The organism is Chryseobacterium sp. PvR013, assembly GCF_017833095.1.
Taxonomy (GTDB): domain Bacteria; phylum Bacteroidota; class Bacteroidia; order Flavobacteriales; family Weeksellaceae; genus Chryseobacterium; species Chryseobacterium culicis_A.
This window is the reverse complement of the sequence record NZ_JAFIBT010000001.1, coordinates 3305689-3324667: the sequence shown is the minus strand read 5'-3', so window position 1 is coordinate 3324667 and position 18979 is coordinate 3305689. Positions and strand designations below refer to the sequence as shown.

Here is an 18979-nt window from a genome sequence, read left to right as displayed (position 1 = left end):
TGTTTATGAATCATTATTTTAATTGGGGGTTAGGAATAATTTTTTATCTTTGCCGGAATTTGGTGAGCCCTAAAAAGCTCTTAAAAGGGAATCCGGTGAAAATCCGGAACAGACCCGCTGCTGTAAGCTCCGCACCAAGGTTTTTGAAGAATATATCCACTGTTTTTTAATGGGAAGGATTTCAAAAATGGAGTAAGTCAGAAGACCTGCCAGAAAATAATCGTTTGACGCTTTCGTGGAATAAAGCTTAGGACATCAATGATTCTGTGCAGTGACAGCTGTGCTTTGTCGTTGCTTTCTTATATCCATTAGCGTCTTCATTATCCTAAATGAGCTAATGGCGGCAAAACAAACTACTTCTGCAATTCATAAAGCTGTTTTCACAATACTGGTGATCACATCTCAACTTTTATATTCTCAAAAAAAGAAAAATGACACTCTGAAGGAGGAATCCATCAAGGCGATTAGTCTTTATAAAAAGAATTTTAAAGAAATTATTCCGGCACAAACCCTGCAAGGTGAGCAGCTGGAAAGACTGAACAGCCATTCAGTTGCAGATGCTTTGCGGTATTTTTCCGGAGTTCAGATCAAAGATTATGGAGGGTTAGGGGGTTTGAAAACCATTAATATCCGCAGTATGGGAAGCCAGCATGTAGGTGTTTTCTATGATGGAATTCAATTGGGAAATGCTCAAAACGGGCTGGTAGATCTCGGGAGATATTCATTAGATGATCTGGAAGAAATATCATTGTATAACGGGCAGAAAAGTGAAATTTTCCAACCTGCAAAAGACTTTGGCTCTTCGGGATCGATCTATCTGCAGCCCAAAACACCTGTATTTAAAGGAACAAGAAAAACCAATCTCGTAATAAGAGCAAAAAGTGCGTCCATTGATCTTTTCAATCCATCATTCCGTTTGGAACAAAAAATATCAGACAGAGTTTCTGCCAGTTTCAGTGGAGAATTCATGCAGAGTGACGGGATTTACAGATTTCGGTATGCCAAGAAATATCCCGATGGCCAGCAGGCTTATGATACCATCGCAAAGAGACAGGATTCAGATATCAGGGCAAAACGTTTTGAAACGTCTATCAATGGCACTTTAAATAACGGAAGCTGGAATATCCGTGGCTACGGTTATATTTCAAACCGTGGGATGCCGGCACCTATCGTTAACGGCCGTTTTGGTGGAAGAGGAGCGAGACTTTCTGACGAAAATTATTTTGTACAGGCCAATCTGAGAAAAAAACTGTTCCCAAAATTTGAAACACAGCTGAAAGCAAAATTCGCCTACGATTATACTCATTTTATGGATACGGTTCGTTCGCAGTCTATTATTCATACCGATAATACCTATATCCAAAGAGAGCTCTATCTTTCCTCATCCAATATCTATTCTATCACACCCAATTGGGATGTGAGTCTGAGCGGAGATTTTCAATATAATAATCTTGATGCTAATCTTGATAACTTTTCTTATCCTACACGGTATACCACATTGGTGGCATTGGCAACAACCTATCAGTGGAACAGGTTCAAAATTCTGGGAAGCCTTTTAGGAACTTTTACGTTTGAAGAAGTAAGAAAAAACAAAAGACCCGGAGACAGCAGAGAATGGACACCAGCCGTATTTATGAGTTATCAGCCTGAGATCATTCCTGAGCTTACACTTAGAGCTTTCTATAAACGAATTTTCCGACTTCCCACTTTCAATGATTTATATTATACCAATATCGGAAATACCTATCTGAAACCGGAATTTACCAATCAGTATGACGTAGGATTTACTTATCAGAAGAATTATACCAACCATTTCTTTAAAAGCTTTTATGCTAAAGTAGATGGTTACTACAACAAAGTACAGGATAAAATTGTAGCAGCCCCTAACGGAAGTATGTTCCGCTGGCTGATGATGAATCTTGGAATGGTTGAAATCATTGGAGCGGATGTGAATATTCAGACTGAAATGCAATTAGGAAAGGTAAAGCTAAGGCCATTGCTCTCTTACACGTATCAAAGCGCAAGAGATATAAGTGATCAGGAAGACACCTTTTATCGTAATCAGATTCCTTATACCCCATGGCATAGCGGATCATTCAGTTTGATGGCAGATTATAAAGACTGGAGTTTCAATTACAGTGCGATGTATGTAGGAGAAAGATATGATGTGAATCAGGACAATATTCAATACAATTATGTACAGCCCTGGTACACTCACGATTTGTCTGTTCAGAAAAAATTCAATTGGGCGAATCACCAATTTAAAGTGAGCCTTGAAATGAATAATATTTTCAATCAATACTATGATGTTGTCATCAATTATCCGATGCCTGGAAGAAATTTTAAACTTATTCTAAACTTCACTTTATGAGAAAACTAAACTTTTATTTTTTATTTCTGGTATTAGCTTTTCTTACTTCATGCCGTACAGATGATATTATTGTCCGTCAGGAAGTGGTAGAAGGACTTCCTTCAGAAAATACAGCAATAAAAGGTTTTTATATGCTGAATGAAGGGAATATGGGAAGCAATAAATGTACGCTGGATTTTTTTGATTACACCAAAGGAACCTATTACCGGAATATCTATGCTGAAATCAATCCGAATGTGGTAAAAGAGCTTGGAGATGTAGGAAATGATATCAAAGTTTATGGAAGCAAACTCTATATCGTTGTCAATGTTTCAAACAAGATTGAAGTGCTGGATGCCAAAACCGCTAAACGCATTACTTCTATTCCCTTACAAAACTGTAGATATTTAACCTTCAAAGGAGGGAAAGCTTATGCCAGTAGTTATGCAGGTCCTGTAGCCATTAATCCCAAAGCACCAAAAGGAAAAGTAGTGGAGATTGATACCACTTCTCTTTCTATTCAACGTGAGGTGGTGGTGGGATATCAGCCGGAAGAAATGGAAATTGTAGGCAATAAGTTATTTGTTGCCAATTCCGGAGGATACAAAGCTCCCGATTATGACAATACGGTTTCTGTAATTGACCTGAGCACTTTTACTGAAATCCAAAAACTAAATGTTGCCATCAATCTTCACCACATTAAAAAGGACAATTATGGAGATCTGTATGTAAGCTCAAGAGGAGATTATTATAACGTTCCTTCAAGCCTTTATTTAATTGATGCAGCCACAGGAGCTGTTAAAAAAGATTTCCATCTCTCAGTCAGTGAAATGACAATCGTTAATGATAAACTCTATTTCTACGGAAATGAATTCAACTACAATACCCACAGCTATAAAAAAACATTTGGAATCATTGATGTGAAAACAGAAGAGATTATTGCCAACAAAATTTTTGACAAAGAATACGAAACTGCCATTAAAACACCTTACGGCATAGCAGTAAACCCCATCACAGAAGATATCTACATCACAGATGCCCGAAATTATGTATCCATGGGATTTGTGTATTGCTTTGATAAAAACGGACACTTTAAGTGGAAAACGGAGGGAGGAAATATTCCTGCCCACTTTGCTTTTTTATACAAATAATCAAACTTTAAAAAATGAACAGAAATACCTTTACCTATTTAAAAATCGGATTTTTATCAGTTTTCCTCGTAGGAGTGATAGCCTGCAAACATGATGATGAAGATGAATTTACATTTAACGGTCTTGATGATTCCTATTCCATTGAGCGTTTTAAAGTTTTGAGTATTCCTACCCATGCATCAGGATCGGTTACATGGAGCATTAATGATTCTATCATTTCTCAAAATTCAGAACTTGAATTTATCAGTCCGGACGCAGATGCGTATCCTCTGACTTTGAAGATCAACAATAAAGGGAAGGAGCAGATTTATCATTCTAAAATAATCGTTACCAAAGAAAAAACACCTTATAGTAAATATATTTCCAAAGTATTAGAATTCCGTCCTGCTGTAGGACAGTTCATGAATGAAATTCCGGAATATATACCTGGAAATACTGCTGCGAATATGCTTCAGAAAGCAAATGAATCATTGGTAGGAGGGAATTCTACGATGATCAGCCTCGGAGGATATGGCGGTTATGTCGTTTTCGGTTTTGATCATACAATTCCCAATCTGAATGGAAGAGATTTTAAAGTGCTTGGAAATGCATTCTTTGGAAATGATGCTAATGATCAGCGTTCAGGATCTTGTGAACCAGGAATTATTATGGTGGCCTACGACAAAAATAAAAATGGGAAACCCGATAATGATGAGTGGTACGAAATTGCAGGCAGCGAATATTTCAAAAATACAACCGTAAAAGATTATAGCATAACGTACCATAAGCCTAATGAAAATAAAGTTCCTGTACCCGGGACCGAATTCTGGCTGACTGATGTAGAATATATCAAGTGGAATGATAATCTGGGGAATCAGGGATTTAAAACAAAAAATACGTTTCATGCACAAAGCTATTATCCTTTATGGTTTACAGATCCTTCTTACAGTTTTTCGGGAACCAGACTGGCAAATAACTTCTTCGATCAGAGCGGTGACGGATCCTATTGGGTAGGAAAATCATATGAATTCGGATATGCGGATAATGCTCCGAATACGGATGATGCCTCCAATATTGATATTTCCTGGGCGGTAGACAGAAGTGGAAAATATGTGAAACTTCCGGGAGTCGATTTTATGAAAATATACACAGGAGTTAATCAGGAAGCTGGCTGGCTGGGAGAAGTTTCTACAGAAGTGGCGGGAGCTTACGATTTACACTTCAAATAATAAGTCAATAATACAATCTATTTAAATTAATAAAAAATGAAAAAGTTTTATCTTTTTATGATGCTTTTTCTGTTTGCATGCTTATCAAATGCACAGATAAAAGTTCAGGGTGTACCCAGAAATGATATTTCAGGGATCAGTAAGCTTAATACCACTACAATCAGTTTTTCTGATATTCAGTATTGGGTAGGATCAGGTACCAACCAGGCTGCTTTTGTAGTACAGTGGAACGATGGCAAAAACCCTGATGCAATGGTTTGGGGATTCAAATGGAACGGAAATGCTACAGGTGAAGATATGCTGAAAGCTATTGCTAAAGCAGACCACAGATTATATACACTGCTTTATCAGGGAACGCAGTTTGGATCCGCTGTTGGAGGAATAGGATTTGACCTGAATGGGCAGAATACCAATGCACTGATCAAAAGCGGAAATGCCACTTATCCACTATATCCGGTAAATGGCTTTGTGAATACTACAGCTTATGATTTTGACAGCTATACGATTGTAGATGCTGCTAATGATCACTGGCAGTCAGGCTGGACCGTGAACGGATACTGGGCATATTGGGTAAAGAACCCTGCGGATGCCGATTTTGGATATTCTAGTGTGGGAGCTTCTTCACGTGTTTTGGAAAACGGTTCATGGGATGTTTGGAATTTTAATGTAGGATTTAATGAAACTCCTATTTCTTCTACCATCACTCCGGTTTCTCCTTATGTGGCTTCCAATAACTTTACCAATGGATATTTCATGGTGAACGAAGAATGGTTTGGCCATACCAATGGTTCCGTAAACTTCATTGACAATAACGGGCAGATCAACTATCGTGTATACAGCAATGCAAATAATAATCAGGCTTTCGGTGCCACTACACAATACGGAACAATCTATGGTGATAAATTCTATTTCGTGTCAAAACAAGCTGCTGATGGAGGAGATACTCAATATACACCTGGAGGAAGATTGGTTGTAGCCAATGCACAGACCATGCAGAAAATTGCCGGATTCAACAATATCGGAGGTGGTGATGGTAGATCATTTGTGGGAGTAAACGAACATAAAGGATATATCGGTACTTCTACAGGAATTGTTACTTTCAATATTGATAATTTACAGGTTGGTTCTTTAATTACCGGAACGGGTGGAACGGGACAGATCGGAAATATGATCCGTACTTCACAATATGTATTTGCGGTGAAACAAGGAGTAGGGATTTTAGTCATAAATCCTAATACAGATACCGTAGTAAGTACTATTGCCGGAGGTTTCTACTCAGTTGCTCAGGCTAAAGACGGAAGTATATGGGGAATTCAGGATCAGAAGCTGATCAGCATCAATCCTACTACTTTTGCAACACAGGTTTACAATATCCCAACAACAAAATATATCGGTGACTGGGGAGCATGGAATGCAGGTAAATTTTCAGCAAGTAACAAAGAAAATGCTTTATACTGGATCAATTCAATCAGCAGCTGGAGTTCAGGAACACAGATTGTAAGATTCGATGTTACTACAAAAACATTTAACGAAAATTTTGCTGCAATCCCAGGGCAGACAGGGCAATTTAAGCAAATTCCTTACGGTGCGGCGCTTCGTATAAATCCTGTTACCGGAGAACTGGTTCTGAATACAACGGAAAGCGGATATGGAGCTCATTATCAGAAAAACTGGATTCATACCTATGATATGACCGGAGCTCTTATCAATACAAAAACACTGAACGATTATTATTGGTTCCCTGCATTGACAGTATTTACCAACAATTCCGTTCCTGTTGTAAGCAACGTTTTACCTTCACAGATTACAGCTGGGAATACCACAACCGTTGATCTGAAATCAATAGTTTCTGATGCAGATAACATGGCGGTATCTGTGGTAAAAACTATAAAATCAAACAGTAATCCTACGGTCGTTTCTGCTGCTATTAACAATAGTGATGAATTGGTTCTGACGCCGCTTGTTTCGGGGACATCTGATATTGTGATCAGCTTTAACTCAAATGGTAAGCTGGTAGAAAAGACAATTACGGTAAACAGTATCACATCAACTTTAGCTACAGCTGAGGTGAAAAAACTGGAATTCAGTATTTATCCGAATCCTGTAACTGATATTCTTATGATTAAAACTCAGGAGAAAATTCAGAATGTTTCTATGTATGATGCTTCAGGCAGAGTAGTGAATGCACCACTGAATAACGGACAGATCAATGTAAGCTCACTTCCAAAAGGTATTTATATTTTGAAAGCTGTGACAGATAAAGCTGTATATCAGCAAAAAGTAATCAAAAACTAATAGTATTTTAGTTCGTAATCTTGTTAATAAAACCCCTGATCAGTTTTGATCAGGGGTTTTTATTTATCATTCACCATCATTATGAACCGGATATGATTCTAGATTGAATATAAAAAACCCGGCAAGCTTTTCAAGCTTGCCGGGTTCGATTTGTTGTGTATTTTTTTATTTAACGATCACTTTTCTAGAATATGTTTTTCCCTCTTTAGTGGTAATATTCATGATGTATACTCCTTGTGGCTGTTTTGTTTCAAATGTATTTGAGGTCAGCTTAGAACGGAATACTTCTTTTCCTGATGTATTCGTTAGAGTAACCTCTGAACCTTCAGCAGAAACATTTTTGTCAAGAGTGAATTGCCCGTTCTGGCTGTGAGCCATGAAATTGATGAATGGATCTTTGTACTGATAAGCATAGTATACTCTAAGCTCACCGCCAATATTCAATAACCCTGAATTCACATTGATTTTGATACGGTCAAAAGGAATGTTCATGTTAAGTTCAATTTCAGCTTTGCTCGGATCTCCGGCTCCCAGGTTGATCAGAGTATTGGTAAGACTTTGGTAGTCGTTGTTGGAAACATCTCCGTTAAATGTTTCAATAGTTACACCTCCCAATACCTGAGCAGATAATGGAGTTCCATTGGAACCAATTCCAACCACAAGCTTATTGGTGTTGTTCGCAATATTGGTCGTTGGGAAGATCAATGTCTGTTCCGTTCTTGCCAAAAGACCTACTGAAACCTGAATGGTGGAGTAATCACTTTCGTTACTTCCTAAAGCATTTTCAGGATTCAATACACCACAGCCTAAGCATACTCCAAGTACCTGATTGGTCTGGCTGCTTGCATAGGTTTTTACAATCTGTGCAAAAGACGTTGTGCTTGTTAAAAATAGGAATGACACCAAAACTGCAGCTTTCATCGTGCGTTGGCTAAGTAATAAATAAGTTTTCATATGTTGGAAAATTTTGGGTTTTAGCTTTTTGTAAATTTATAAATAAAATGATTATGTTGCTTATTTTATTTCATATTTCTGTGATTTGTTAATGATTTGTTGATATTTATGGTTGTGAATTTGTTTTTATTTAATGATTGATGTTTTTGTATTTCTCTGAAAATGAAGACAAAAAATACGACAGACCTAAAAAGGCTGCCGTATTTATTTTATCGCTTATTGAATTATTTGATTAAAATTTTTCTGGAGTATGTTTTCCCTTCTTTGGTTTTTACATTCATGATATAAATACCTTCTGATTGTCTGGATTCAAAAGTATTTGATTTCAATGTAGAACGGAACACTTCTTTTCCTGATGTATTATATAGTGTAACCTCTGAGCCTTCCAAAGCTACGTTTCCTCCAAGAGTTACCTGTCCGTTTAAGCTGTGGGCCAAAATGTTTGCCAATGGATCCTGATAAGCATAATAAATTCTGAATCCGCCGCCAAGACTTAGTACTCCTCCTGTTAAGCCTATTCTTATGCCGTCATAAGGTTTTGTTGGTTTGAATTCTACGGTACCTCTGTTCGGCGTGGCTCCCAGTTTAAGAAGGCTGACATCAATGGTTCTGCGGTCGTCATTAGAGGTTCCTCCGTTCATTGTTTCAAGAGTTACTCCGCTTAATAGTTGCACAGATAAAGGAATATTGTCTGTACCGATTCCTACAACCAGTCTTGTGTCTGATCTTAGGTCAGGGAAAATCAGTGTCTGCTGAATTCCTCCCAATAGAGCTGTTCCCAATACCATTGTTGAATAATCATCTTCGTCATATCCTACAGCATTAAGTGGATTGTCTATACGACATCCCAGGCAGGCTACTCCGAATACACCCGAGCTTTGCGCATGGGCGTAAATTCTGTTTTGTGCAAAAGACATTGTGCTGGCTGAAAATAGAAATAAAGCCATCAGACCGGCTTTGAGAGAGAATGGATTCCCCGAAAGTAAATTGAATTTCATGTTATATATTTTAAAATGAATAGTTTTATTCAAATTTAAGGATTAGTGGAATAATGAGAAAGCAATATTTCCATTATTGGTGATATTTTTAATGAAATTTAATATGACTGTAGAGTAGAGTATAAACAGTTTAGTAAATGGGGAGCGCTATTCAGGAAAAAGATTGTTTTATCCGGTAGTAATCCGTATAATCAATTGGTGAGAATGCTTAAAACGTTGGTGTTTTTGGAAAGGAAGTGCCAGAATGCATATGCAGAAACGAAAAAAGGACTTTCTAAAAAGTCCTTTTGTAGCCCGTAGGGGAATCGAACCCCTCTTACCAGAATGAAAATCTGAGGTCCTAACCGATAGACGAACGGGCCCTCTATCTTCCATTACCGAAGTAATGTGCTAGTTTTTGTTTTTATAAGTATCAACTCTTATTGTAGCCCGTAGGGGAATCGAACCCCTCTTACCAGAATGAAAATCTGAGGTCCTAACCGATAGACGAACGGGCCGGTTAGATGTATTTTGTTATAGCTTTTCTACTGTGATCTTTATAAAACCACCGTTATTACAGTGGTTTTATAAGATGTAAGTAGCCCGTAGGGGAATCGAACCCCTCTTACCAGAATGAAAATCTGAGGTCCTAACCGATAGACGAACGGGCCAGCTATATTATTACGCTAATTTATTAACGTGCTTTGTTAATTTGCTTTTCAAGTTAGCTGCTTTGTTCTTGTGGATAATATTTTTCTTAGCTAATTTATCCAATAAAGCGATAACTTTTGGCAATTGTTCTGTAGCAGCAGCTTTGTTCTCTTCATTTCTTAAAGCTTTTAAAGCTGTTCTAGCAGTCTTGTGGTAATATCTGTTACGAAGTCTTCTAGTTTCGTTTTGTCTGATTCTTTTTAGTGCTGATTTATGATTTGCCATATCGTTTAAATGTGAGTGCAAAACTATAAACTTTTTTTTAAACTACCAAATTTATTTTCAAAAATTTTAATTTTCTTCTGAGAGGTACTTTCTAAGTTTATTTATTGCTTGTTCTATTTTTAAATTTTCTTGTTCTTTTTCTAATTTTTTGATCGTATTTCCTAGCATGATCAGTGCATTATTCCATTCTCCAGTGGTGTTGGTGAAAGTAAGTTCGTCAATTGTTACTTCAAAAGCAACCCTTTCTCCAGTCCTGTAAAGTCTGAAACTGATTTTATCATCTCTGCCTGTAATCCCGCCTTCATTGATTTGTAAATCATAACTTTTTGGGTTAGAGTGGATTTTCTTAAAAAGCAATTTAGCTTCTTGTATTTTTAAATCCGGCATGATATAAAATTTGATAGCCTGTAGAAAACTACAAACAATGATTTATCAATAATATTTTTCATCAGTGTGACCATATTTGGGTGACCAACTATGGCTAAAATTTTTGCAAATATAATGCTTTTGTAACATATAACATAGGCAGAATGCTTTTTTCAAATAAAAGTAAACTCCTTTTTAATATAATGACAGTAATTATCAGAGTGTCAGTATGCTAAAAATTCCTGTCCTTTTCATTAATAATATAATGACAAAATTTGAAAGGCACTCCAAGCTGTTAAAATTTAAAAAATAAGAACAGAAGAGCCCATAAAAAAACCTTTAACTGATCAGCTAAAGGTTTATAAGTTGTAGCCTATAGGGGAATCGAACCCCTGTTGCAAGAATGAAAATCTTGAGTCCTGACCACTAGACGAATAGGCCAAATTTTGAGGTTGCAAAAGTAATCATTAACTTTTTAACTTCAAAATTATTTTTTTAAATTATTTGTAGACTTTCTGTATCACAGTATTTTTGACACCTTTAGCTTCAAGTTCTTTTTGAAGTTTTACAGCATCTTCTAAGGTGTATACTTTTCCATACGTGTAATAAAATATACCACTGTCCTTATTTCGCTCCACATCTTTTAAATTCTGAAGGATATAAGAATTACCATTCAGCTTATCACCGGAATATACTTCTATTGTATAATATCCCATGCTGATTCTCTGGTTAGGCATAAATCCTACTGCAAAAGCATTTCTGAAGCCTGCATCCTTGGCCGTTTTAAGATTGATGTCTTTCACAGAAGCCAAATTGGTTACAGCGTAGTAGTACTTATATTGTCCGTTTTCCTTAAGGGTAAGAATATAGTTCAGTCCTTTCAGTGCAGGATCATTTTCATTGTATTTAGTAGGTGAACTCATTAAGAGAATTCTGAAATCATTTTTCAAAGGAACTTCTGCCGGCTTTTCAGGTTCAGGTTTTCTGACAGCAATAGAACCTCCGGATTTTCTGTCAATAGCTTTTTTATAATCAATAATAGCATTGTAGATACTTTCCGCAATTTCACTCTGTCCTTTGTCTGAAGCAATGTAGTGGCTTTCCTCAGGATGATTGATGAACCCTGTTTCTATCAGTACAGAAGGCATGGCGTTCATACGAAGAACGTGAAGGTTCTTCTGGAATACACCTCTTGAAGATCTTTTATCTTTATTCACAAAGTTATCTTCTACCAATCCTCCCAAAAGAAGACTTGATTCCAAATATTTACTTTGTTGAAGCTTCAAGGCAATTAATGATTCTGGTGAATCCGGATTATACGATCCGAATGTCTGCTTATCTTTTTCATCCAGAAAGATCACATCATTTTCTCTTTTAGCAACCTCCAGGTTTTCATTATTCTGGTTAGGTCCCTGTACATATGTTTCAGTACCATATGCTGTAGGTCTTTGAGAAGAATTACAGTGAATAGATACAAAAAGATCTGCCTTGCTCCTGTTGGCCAGATTGGTTCTGTCCGACAGAGAAGGATATTCGTCAATTTTTCGGGTATATATTACTTTGAAGTCTCTGTTTTTCTCCAACATTGCCCCTACTTTTAACGTAATGGCAAGTGTAATGTCTTTTTCTGCGACTCTTCCAATGTCAGAATAAGTCCTGTTGGCTCCATGATCACTTCCTCCGTGACCCGCATCCAGAACGATAGTAAACTTCTTTTGGGAGAAAATAAAGTTGCTGGTAAGGATAAGGAGAAATGATAAAATTATTTTAAAATTTTGTTTGTACATCTTACAGTTATAAAAATTATATTAATTTTGAGCCTTAATTATATAGTATAAAATTGGCCAAAACCGTCTTCAAAAATATATTACAAATTTTAATTATCCTAATTTTTAACAATTTTTTAGCACAGAAAACTCCTGAAAAATTGCCTAAAAATGCGGTTAATGATACTATTTCCAAAAAGGATACCATAGTTGTAAAAAAAGAATCTTTAAATGATGTTCTTCGTACCAAAGCGGATGATCAGAGAAGAGATGTCCCGAAAAAAATGACATTCCTGAATAAAAATGCTCAGGTAAAATATCAGGATATGCAGATTGATGCAGACTACATCTCTATTGATGATAATAAAAGTCTGATCTATGCCAGAGGAAAACAGGACTCTTTAGGGAAGATTATTGAACCTGTAATTACCACTCAGGCAGGAAAAAAATATGAAACCAACGAATTCAGTTATAATACAAAAACGAAACAGGCCATTGCTTTCAATGCAAGAACAGAAGAAAGTGAAGGGGTAATTATAGCTCAGAAAACAAAAAAATATAATGATTCCGTATTCGCGATGAGAAAAGCGGATTATACAACGGATGATTATTTCATTAAGAAAAAAGATACGGCAGCGGATTATTTTATGAGAGCTTATAATATTAAGCTGATTAAAACCAAGAATAAATCCCAGATCGTTACAGGTCCTATTCAAATGTTTATTGAGCAGGTTCCTACACCGCTTTATCTTCCTTTTGCCATTTTGCCGTTCTCGGATAAAAGAGCAGCGGGTATCCTGATCCCAAGTTTCGGGGAAAGGGAAGATGTAGGTTTCTTCCTGAATGGAATAGGATATTACCAACCCATTGGAGAACACTTCGATCTTAAAGTTTTAGCTGATATCTATACAAAAGGAAGCTGGAATTTACGTCCTCAGATGAACTATCAGAAGAAATACCGTTACTCCGGAAACTTTACGGCAGACATCGGTACCATGGTAAGAGGAATTAAAGGACTGGATGATTATACCAAAAACAGTACATACAGAATAAACTGGACGCATTCTCAGGATTCTAAAGCTAATCCTTTCCTTACATTCAGTGCTTCAGTAGATATTGTAAGTACCAAGTTTTATAACAATCCGCTTAATAACAACTACATTTTCAACCAGAATGTATTGAATACCCAGCAGAACTCTACGGTAACCCTTACCAAGAGATTCCTGAAACTTCCGATGACGATTACAGGAACTGCTTCTTATTCTCAAAACTTTGCAACGGGATTGGCAGACCTTCGTCTTCCGCAAATGAACGTAGCCATCAACCAGTTTTATCTGTTTAAATCAAGAACAGGAATCAGACAGGGACTTCTTGAAAATATTACAGTAAATACCGGATTCAACCTTACCAATTTCGTAAACACTCAGGAAAATGAGCTGTTTAAAAAAGAAATGTGGGATAAGATGCAGACAGGGCTTAAAAATAACATCGCTTTAGCAACCAATACAACATTGGCGAAATATTTCACTTTCAGTTTAAGTGCGAATATTGATAACGCTTTGACTACAAAAACGCTGAACAGATATTATGATCCCGTAAAAAATGTAACCGTTGACGAGATCAATAAAAACTTTACAGGATATTCTACCTTCTCTACTTCTGCCAGTCTTCAGACAACGCTTTTCGGAATGCTGAAATTCAAAAAAGGATCTACAGTGGAAGCGGTGAGACATATGATGACTCCAAGTGTGAGCTTTACTTATTCACCGGACTTTTCAAGTCCTAACTTCGGATATTACAAGAATTATTACAATGCCAACGGAGCACTGACCCCTTATTCTATTTTTGAAAAAGGGATCATCTCAAGTCCGTCAAGTGGTATGCAGGGAGCTTTAGGTTTCAATATCGGTAACAATATTGAGATGAAAGTAAAGTCTAAGAGTGATTCTACAGGAGTGAAAAAAGTCAAAATTTTTGAATCTTTAAACTTTGCAGGAAGCTACAACTTTGCCGCTAAAGATCATCCGTGGTCCGTATTTTCAATCAATGGACAGTCTTCTTTTTTCAACAATAAACTTACGGTAAATACCAGTCTGGCACTGGAACCTTATAAAATTGACTTCTCATCAGGACAGGATACAGGAATAAGAACAGAACAGTTCGGGCATTTCAGTGTACAGGGATTCAACGTTCAGTTGTCTTATCCTTTAAGCAGCGAAATTTTTGGAGAGAAGAAAGATTATGCTAAAAAGTATTCGTCCAAAGGAGAAGTCAGAAATGAAAATTATTATTTTGATGATGATCATTATGCTCACTTTGATCAGGCATGGACTTTGAATATTAGTGCCAATTATGCCTACTCAAAAGGATTAAGCAGGTTTGGTAATAAAATTGCATCTTTAGGTTTGGATGGTAGTATTAAACTTACCCCTTACTGGAATATCAACGGAAGTACGCATTATGATATGGTGACTAAAGAATTGGCGTATACAAGAATTGGTTTTTCAAGAGATCAGCGAAGTTTTACCATCAATTTCAACTGGGTTCCTTTCGGGCAGTATAAAGTATATGACTTCTTTATCGGGATCAAAGCCAATATCTTAAGTGATGCATTGAAGTACAAAGACAGAAGCTTTACCCAGCCTAATGCACCTTTCTAATATCAGATTGGCATTTGAGAATATAAATTTTATATTTGCAAGCAAAATAAATTCTAATGAAGTCACTGCTAACGAGATTTTCTTTTTAATGAATACTGTAGATGTGACTGCCTATAACTTTAGAAAAAATAATATCCACATATGAAACAAATAATCAACACAGTTAATGCACCTGCAGCTATCGGACCTTATTCACAAGCTAATATGGCAAATGGAGTTTTATATATCTCCGGACAGATTCCTGTAGATCCTGCAACTGGTAAATTGGTAGAAGGAATTGAAAAGGAAACGCACCAGGTAATGAAAAACCTTGAAGCGATCCTTACTGAAGCAGGTATGACTTTTAAAAATGTTGTAAAAGCTACCATCTTCCTTAAGAGTATGGATGATTTTGCTGTAATGAATGATATCTATGCTTCTTACTTAGATTCAGAAAGCTACCCGGCCCGTGAAACCGTACAGGTTTCTTGCCTGCCTAAAAATGTGGATATCGAAATTTCTATGATTGCACATCAGGATTAATGAATTTTATAAGAAATACAATTGCGGTTCTGGTAGGTCTTGGTATTGCCGGACTTATTATTACTCTTGGTATAAGGGTGTTTCCGCAATGGGTAACTTTTGAGGCTTTTGCTCCGTTTGAGCACTGGCAAAGGTTTCTTTTCAGCATGAAAGATGACAAGGCATTTTTCGGCTTCCTGTTGTTTATTTCCGGTCTGGGAACTACAATTGGAGGAGTCGCAACAGCTATTATTGTAAAATATGCTAAAGTAGCCTATGCTATTCTGATCGGATTCATTATGCTCTTTATCGCAATGCTGGATGTTATTATTTTTCCTTATCATCCCACATTTTATAAGATCTCTATTTTCCTTACATTTTTTCCGTTTTCCTGGATTGGAGGTAAGATTGTAGAAGTGATTTATGAGCGGAACAGGAAGAAAATAATTTCTGAAAAAATGAATAAGCCTAAATAAAATATAAAAAAACGCTGCAGATTTCTGCAGCGTTTTTTTGTTGATATGAAAACCAATTTGTTTTCTGATTAAGGCATTTTAAATCCTTTCGTATAAATTCTTCCGTAGTCATCCACAAATTTTACCTGTACATTCCCCTGATATTTCTCCAGAGTCTTTTCTACATCTTTTTGTGAATTTACTGGTTTGCCATTTACTTCAATGATGATGTAGTTGTCAACGATCCCGATTTTAGCCATTTCGCTGCCTTCAGATACATTTTTCGCTACAACACCACTGTTCAGTCCATATTCTGTTTTGAAACGCTCTGTAAGAGGATCAAATTCAGCTCCGATTTTTTCAGTCACACTTAGGTCGGCTTTCGTTCTGGTAGAAGTTCCTCCTTTCTGGTCTCTAAGTGTTACAGAAGTAGTTCCTTCTTTACCATTTCTTACATAAGTCACCTGTACTTTATCTCCAGGACGCTTGCTTCCGATGGACATTGAAAGATCAGCAAAATCTGTGATGTCGTAGTTGTCTACTTTGGTGATTATATCTCCTTTTTTCAATCCTGCATCTTCAGCACCACTGTTTTCACCAAATCCTGTAATATAGATTCCTGAACCTACTTTTAGAGTTGTTTTAAACTGTTTGTTGTATGAAGTTACCAATTGATCATTTGAAAGATCTAAAGACTGAACTCCAAGGAATCCTCTCTGTACAATTCCGAATTTCTTGATATCCTCAACAATTTTTCTTGCCAGATTGGCAGGAACAGCAAATCCGTATCCCTGGTAATATCCTGTAGTAGACTGAATCGCTGAGTTGATCCCGATAAGTTCCCCATTCGTATTCACCAAAGCTCCTCCTGAGTTACCCGGATTAATGGCTGCATCGGTTTGAATGAAACTTTCAATAGGATTCGTTGCTTTTCCCTGGCTTCCCAGAATTCCGATACCTCTTCCTTTAGCAGAAACAATACCAGCGGTTACGGTAGAATTTAATCCCAATGGATTTCCTACTGCCAGTACCCATTGTCCTACATCAATATTGTCTGAGTTTGCAAAATTTAAATAAGGAAGACCTTTTTCTTCAATCTTTAATAAAGAGATATCCGTATTAGGGTCTGTTCCCACCAATGTTGCAATATATGATTTCTTGTTGCTCAACACTACTTCCAGCTTATTAGCACCTGCTACAACGTGGTTATTGGAAATGATATAACCGTCTGGAGAGATAATTACACCGGAACCCATTCCTGATGGCATATTTTCAGGAGCCTGCTGTTGCTTCTGTCTTTGCTGGCCTCTTCCTCCGAAAGGATCTCCAAAGAAAAAGTCGAACAAGTCCTGTTCTGAAGCCCTGCTTGCTGTTCTGCTTTGGTAATTCTTAATGGTAACTACAGCGGGAACGGTTGTTTTCGCTGCTTTTACAAAATCATCACCTACAGCTCCTGTATTCATTCCTGCGAATGAAGTATTAGGTGCAGCGGTTGTAAAATAAGATTGATCTCCATTATTGGAGTTGTGTCCGAAATAATGTAAACCTCCAACGGTAGTAGCTCCGGAAATGACTCCAACTACTGCAAATGGTAATAGTTTTTTTAAAGTACTCTTCATTGTATATCTTTCTTGTTTATTAATTAATTTCTTTTTTATGTTTTTGAGTAAACAAATTTAATGTTAAATAAGTAAGCAATTAGTATGCTATGTTTCAATTTTAACTAAAATTTAACGGCTATTATATCAATTTGTGTCTTATGTCATAATTGTTAATGCCAGAGTTAACAAAACTTAAAAAAAAATTAAAGAAAATATGACAGAATGTTGGTTAAAATATGCTGGATTTTTTACTCTTTTATTACGCATTGTTTACTTCTGATCACGGATTGTTCACAACTCGTGATTTCTGTCATCAATATACTTAATTCTAAAATTCTTATCTTTGCAAAAATTTTATTCTCACTTAAAACGTTTATAGCATGCAACTGTATAACACCTTAAGCGCAGAAGAAAGAGCTCAACTTATTGATGAAGCCGGTAAAGACCGTCTTACTTTGTCTTTCTATGCGTATGCCAAAATCGAAGACCCCAAAAAATTTCGCGACGAATTATTTATAGCCTGGAATGCCCTTGACGCCCTTGGCCGTATTTATGTTGCAACAGAAGGAATCAATGCTCAGATGAGTGTTCCTGCAGACCAGTTTGAGGCTTTTCGAGATACGCTGGAAGTGTATGACTTCATGAAAGGAATCCGTTTGAACGTAGCGGTAGACCAGGACAATTACTCTTTTTTAAAATTAACCATAAAAGTCAGAAACAAAATTGTTGCTGACGGTTTGAATGACGAGACTTTTGATGTTACCAACAAAGGAATTCACTTAAAAGCTCAGGAATTCAACAATCTCCTTGAAGATCCAAATACTATCGTAGTAGACTTCAGAAATCACTACGAAAGTGAAGTAGGACATTTTGAAGGAGCTATTACTCCGGATGTGGAAAACTTCAGAGAAAGTTTACCAATTATTAATGAGCAGTTACAGGATTTTAAAGAAGATAAAAACCTGTTGATGTACTGTACCGGAGGAATCCGTTGTGAAAAAGCCAGTGCTTACTTCAAACATCAAGGGTTTAAAAATGTTTATCAATTAGAAGGCGGAATTATTGAATATACCCGCCAGATCAAAGAAGAAGGAATAGAAAGTAAGTTTATCGGTAAAAACTTTGTATTTGACCACCGTTTGGGAGAAAGGATTACTGATGATATCATTGCCCAGTGTCACCAGTGTGGAAAACCTTGTGATAATCATACCAACTGTGCGAATGATGCTTGCCATCTATTGTTTATCCAGTGTGATGACTGTAAAGCAGCCATGGAAAACTGCTGTTCTACAGAATGTCTGGATACGGTACATTTACCTTGGGACGAGCAGCTAAAATTAAGAAAAGGACTGCAGGTTGGGAATAAAGTATTCAGAAAAGGAAAATCTGATGCCTTGAAATTCAAAAATTCAGGGGATTTAACTGATAAACCTTTAGCGAAAGCTGAAACAAAAAATATCCGTCAAAAGATTGCTGTTAAAAAAGAATTGATCGGGAAGGCTGAACACTACTTCTCAAAATCAAAAATTGCACAGTTCTTAATTGAACATAAAGACTTGTCAGTTGGAGATAAAGTATTAATTTCCGGTCCTACAACTGGTGAGCAGGAAGTTACTATTACTGAAATCTATGCGAACGGAGGTCCTTGTGAAACAGCAAAAATTGGAGATCAGATTACCTTCGAGCTTCCATTTAGAGTTCGTTTATCTGATAAACTGTACAGAATTGTGCAAAATGCATAATCCGGAATAAGCGATAA

Annotated in this window: 14 protein-coding genes, 4 tRNA genes and 1 riboswitch; of the genes, 8 read left to right on the top strand and 10 right to left on the bottom strand. The window is 36.7% G+C overall.

Annotated elements, in window-relative coordinates; genetic code table 11:
- Positions 1 to 43 precede the first annotated feature (43 nt).
- Positions 44 to 229, top strand: a riboswitch (cobalamin riboswitch).
- Positions 230 to 337: 108 nt separating this feature from the next.
- Genes JOE44_RS15175 through JOE44_RS15160 form a run of 4 tightly spaced genes read left to right on the top strand, consistent with a single transcriptional unit; the run spans position 338 to position 7004 of the window.
- Positions 338 to 2371: a TonB-dependent receptor gene (locus tag JOE44_RS15175; protein ID WP_209786198.1), complete on the top strand. Its 2034-nt coding sequence runs from the start codon at positions 338 to 340 to the stop codon at positions 2369 to 2371.
- Complete coding sequence (locus JOE44_RS15170) at positions 2368 to 3501, top strand: DUF5074 domain-containing protein (RefSeq protein WP_209786197.1); 1134 nt, start codon at positions 2368 to 2370, stop codon at positions 3499 to 3501. The genes JOE44_RS15175 and JOE44_RS15170 overlap by 4 nt, the downstream gene beginning before the upstream one ends.
- Positions 3502 to 3515: 14 nt before the next feature.
- Entirely contained in the window at positions 3516 to 4709 is a 1194-nt protein-coding gene (locus tag JOE44_RS15165; RefSeq protein ID WP_209786196.1) for a cell surface protein, read from the top strand.
- A 36-nt stretch (positions 4710 to 4745) separates the two neighbouring features.
- Positions 4746 to 7004, top strand: coding sequence for a DUF5074 domain-containing protein (locus JOE44_RS15160; protein ID WP_209786195.1), 2259 nt, complete (start codon positions 4746 to 4748; stop codon positions 7002 to 7004).
- 165 nt (positions 7005 to 7169) lie between these two features.
- On the opposite strand, the gene JOE44_RS15155 is transcribed toward JOE44_RS15160, so the two are convergent.
- The 9 genes from JOE44_RS15155 to JOE44_RS15115 all read right to left on the bottom strand — a co-directional run bounded on the left by JOE44_RS15155 (position 7170) and on the right by JOE44_RS15115 (position 12024).
- Positions 7170 to 7958: a T9SS type A sorting domain-containing protein gene (locus JOE44_RS15155; RefSeq protein ID WP_209786194.1), complete on the bottom strand. Its 789-nt coding sequence runs from the start codon at positions 7956 to 7958 to the stop codon at positions 7170 to 7172.
- Between the two features lie 224 nt (positions 7959 to 8182).
- Positions 8183 to 8956 (bottom strand): T9SS type A sorting domain-containing protein, encoded by a 774-nt coding sequence (locus JOE44_RS15150; protein ID WP_209786193.1) that lies wholly within the window; start codon positions 8954 to 8956, stop codon positions 8183 to 8185.
- Positions 8957 to 9246: 290 nt separating this feature from the next.
- Positions 9247 to 9318, bottom strand: a tRNA-Glu gene (locus JOE44_RS15145).
- A gap of 63 nt (positions 9319 to 9381) precedes the next feature.
- Positions 9382 to 9453, bottom strand: a tRNA-Glu gene (locus tag JOE44_RS15140).
- A gap of 81 nt (positions 9454 to 9534) precedes the next feature.
- Positions 9535 to 9606: transfer RNA gene (locus JOE44_RS15135), tRNA-Glu, on the bottom strand.
- 10 nt (positions 9607 to 9616) lie between these two features.
- A complete protein-coding gene (gene rpsT, locus JOE44_RS15130; protein WP_002983073.1) occupies positions 9617 to 9871 on the bottom strand; it encodes a 30S ribosomal protein S20 in 255 nt (84 codons plus the stop codon).
- Between the two features lie 66 nt (positions 9872 to 9937).
- Complete coding sequence (locus tag JOE44_RS15125) at positions 9938 to 10258, bottom strand: hypothetical protein (protein WP_105683297.1); 321 nt, start codon at positions 10256 to 10258, stop codon at positions 9938 to 9940.
- Between the two features lie 348 nt (positions 10259 to 10606).
- A tRNA-Glu gene (locus tag JOE44_RS15120) sits at positions 10607 to 10678 on the bottom strand.
- Positions 10679 to 10737: 59 nt separating this feature from the next.
- Complete coding sequence (locus tag JOE44_RS15115; RefSeq protein WP_209786192.1) at positions 10738 to 12024, bottom strand: N-acetylmuramoyl-L-alanine amidase; 1287 nt, start codon at positions 12022 to 12024, stop codon at positions 10738 to 10740.
- 53 nt (positions 12025 to 12077) lie between these two features.
- On the opposite strand from JOE44_RS15115, the gene JOE44_RS15110 reads away from it, so the two are divergent.
- The 3 genes from JOE44_RS15110 (at position 12078) to JOE44_RS15100 (ending at position 15640) form a co-directional block, all read left to right on the top strand.
- The gene (locus JOE44_RS15110) at positions 12078 to 14663 is read left to right on the top strand and encodes a putative LPS assembly protein LptD (protein ID WP_209786191.1); all 2586 of its coding nucleotides are present in this window, start codon (positions 12078 to 12080) and stop codon (positions 14661 to 14663) included.
- Positions 14664 to 14804: 141 nt separating this feature from the next.
- Positions 14805 to 15185, top strand: a complete 381-nt coding sequence (locus JOE44_RS15105; RefSeq protein WP_034694591.1) for a RidA family protein — start codon at positions 14805 to 14807, stop codon at positions 15183 to 15185.
- Positions 15185 to 15640, top strand: a complete 456-nt coding sequence (locus tag JOE44_RS15100; RefSeq protein ID WP_209786190.1) for a hypothetical protein — start codon at positions 15185 to 15187, stop codon at positions 15638 to 15640. Before JOE44_RS15105 ends, JOE44_RS15100 begins: the two co-directional genes overlap by 1 nt.
- A 68-nt stretch (positions 15641 to 15708) precedes the next feature.
- On the opposite strand, the gene JOE44_RS15095 is transcribed toward JOE44_RS15100, so the two are convergent.
- A complete protein-coding gene (locus tag JOE44_RS15095; RefSeq protein ID WP_209786189.1) occupies positions 15709 to 17238 on the bottom strand; it encodes a trypsin-like peptidase domain-containing protein in 1530 nt (509 codons plus the stop codon).
- Positions 17239 to 17600: 362 nt separating this feature from the next.
- Here JOE44_RS15095 and JOE44_RS15090 point away from each other — a divergent pair, with 362 nt between their 5' ends.
- Positions 17601 to 18962 (top strand): rhodanese-related sulfurtransferase, encoded by a 1362-nt coding sequence (locus tag JOE44_RS15090; protein ID WP_209786188.1) that lies wholly within the window; start codon positions 17601 to 17603, stop codon positions 18960 to 18962.
- Positions 18963 to 18979 lie beyond the last annotated feature (17 nt).

Excerpts from the sequence above, each read along its gene's own strand:
- JOE44_RS15170 (WP_209786197.1), top strand. The coding sequence starts at position 2,368 with ATGAGAAAACTAAACTTTTATTTTTTATTTCTGGTATTAGCTTTTCTT.
- JOE44_RS15165 (WP_209786196.1), top strand. The coding sequence starts at position 3,516 with ATGAACAGAAATACCTTTACCTATTTAAAAATCGGATTTTTATCAGTT.
- JOE44_RS15105 (WP_034694591.1), top strand. The coding sequence starts at position 14,805 with ATGAAACAAATAATCAACACAGTTAATGCACCTGCAGCTATCGGACCT.
- JOE44_RS15155 (WP_209786194.1), bottom strand. The coding sequence starts at position 7,958 with ATGAAAACTTATTTATTACTTAGCCAACGCACGATGAAAGCTGCAGTT.
- JOE44_RS15175 (WP_209786198.1), top strand. The coding sequence starts at position 338 with ATGGCGGCAAAACAAACTACTTCTGCAATTCATAAAGCTGTTTTCACA.
- JOE44_RS15095 (WP_209786189.1), bottom strand. The coding sequence starts at position 17,238 with ATGAAGAGTACTTTAAAAAAACTATTACCATTTGCAGTAGTTGGAGTC.
- rpsT (WP_002983073.1), bottom strand. The coding sequence starts at position 9,871 with ATGGCAAATCATAAATCAGCACTAAAAAGAATCAGACAAAACGAAACT.
- JOE44_RS15125 (WP_105683297.1), bottom strand. The coding sequence starts at position 10,258 with ATGCCGGATTTAAAAATACAAGAAGCTAAATTGCTTTTTAAGAAAATC.
- JOE44_RS15160 (WP_209786195.1), top strand. The coding sequence starts at position 4,746 with ATGAAAAAGTTTTATCTTTTTATGATGCTTTTTCTGTTTGCATGCTTA.
- JOE44_RS15090 (WP_209786188.1), top strand. The coding sequence starts at position 17,601 with ATGCAACTGTATAACACCTTAAGCGCAGAAGAAAGAGCTCAACTTATT.
- JOE44_RS15150 (WP_209786193.1), bottom strand. The coding sequence starts at position 8,956 with ATGAAATTCAATTTACTTTCGGGGAATCCATTCTCTCTCAAAGCCGGT.
- JOE44_RS15100 (WP_209786190.1), top strand. The coding sequence starts at position 15,185 with ATGAATTTTATAAGAAATACAATTGCGGTTCTGGTAGGTCTTGGTATT.
- JOE44_RS15115 (WP_209786192.1), bottom strand. The coding sequence starts at position 12,024 with ATGTACAAACAAAATTTTAAAATAATTTTATCATTTCTCCTTATCCTT.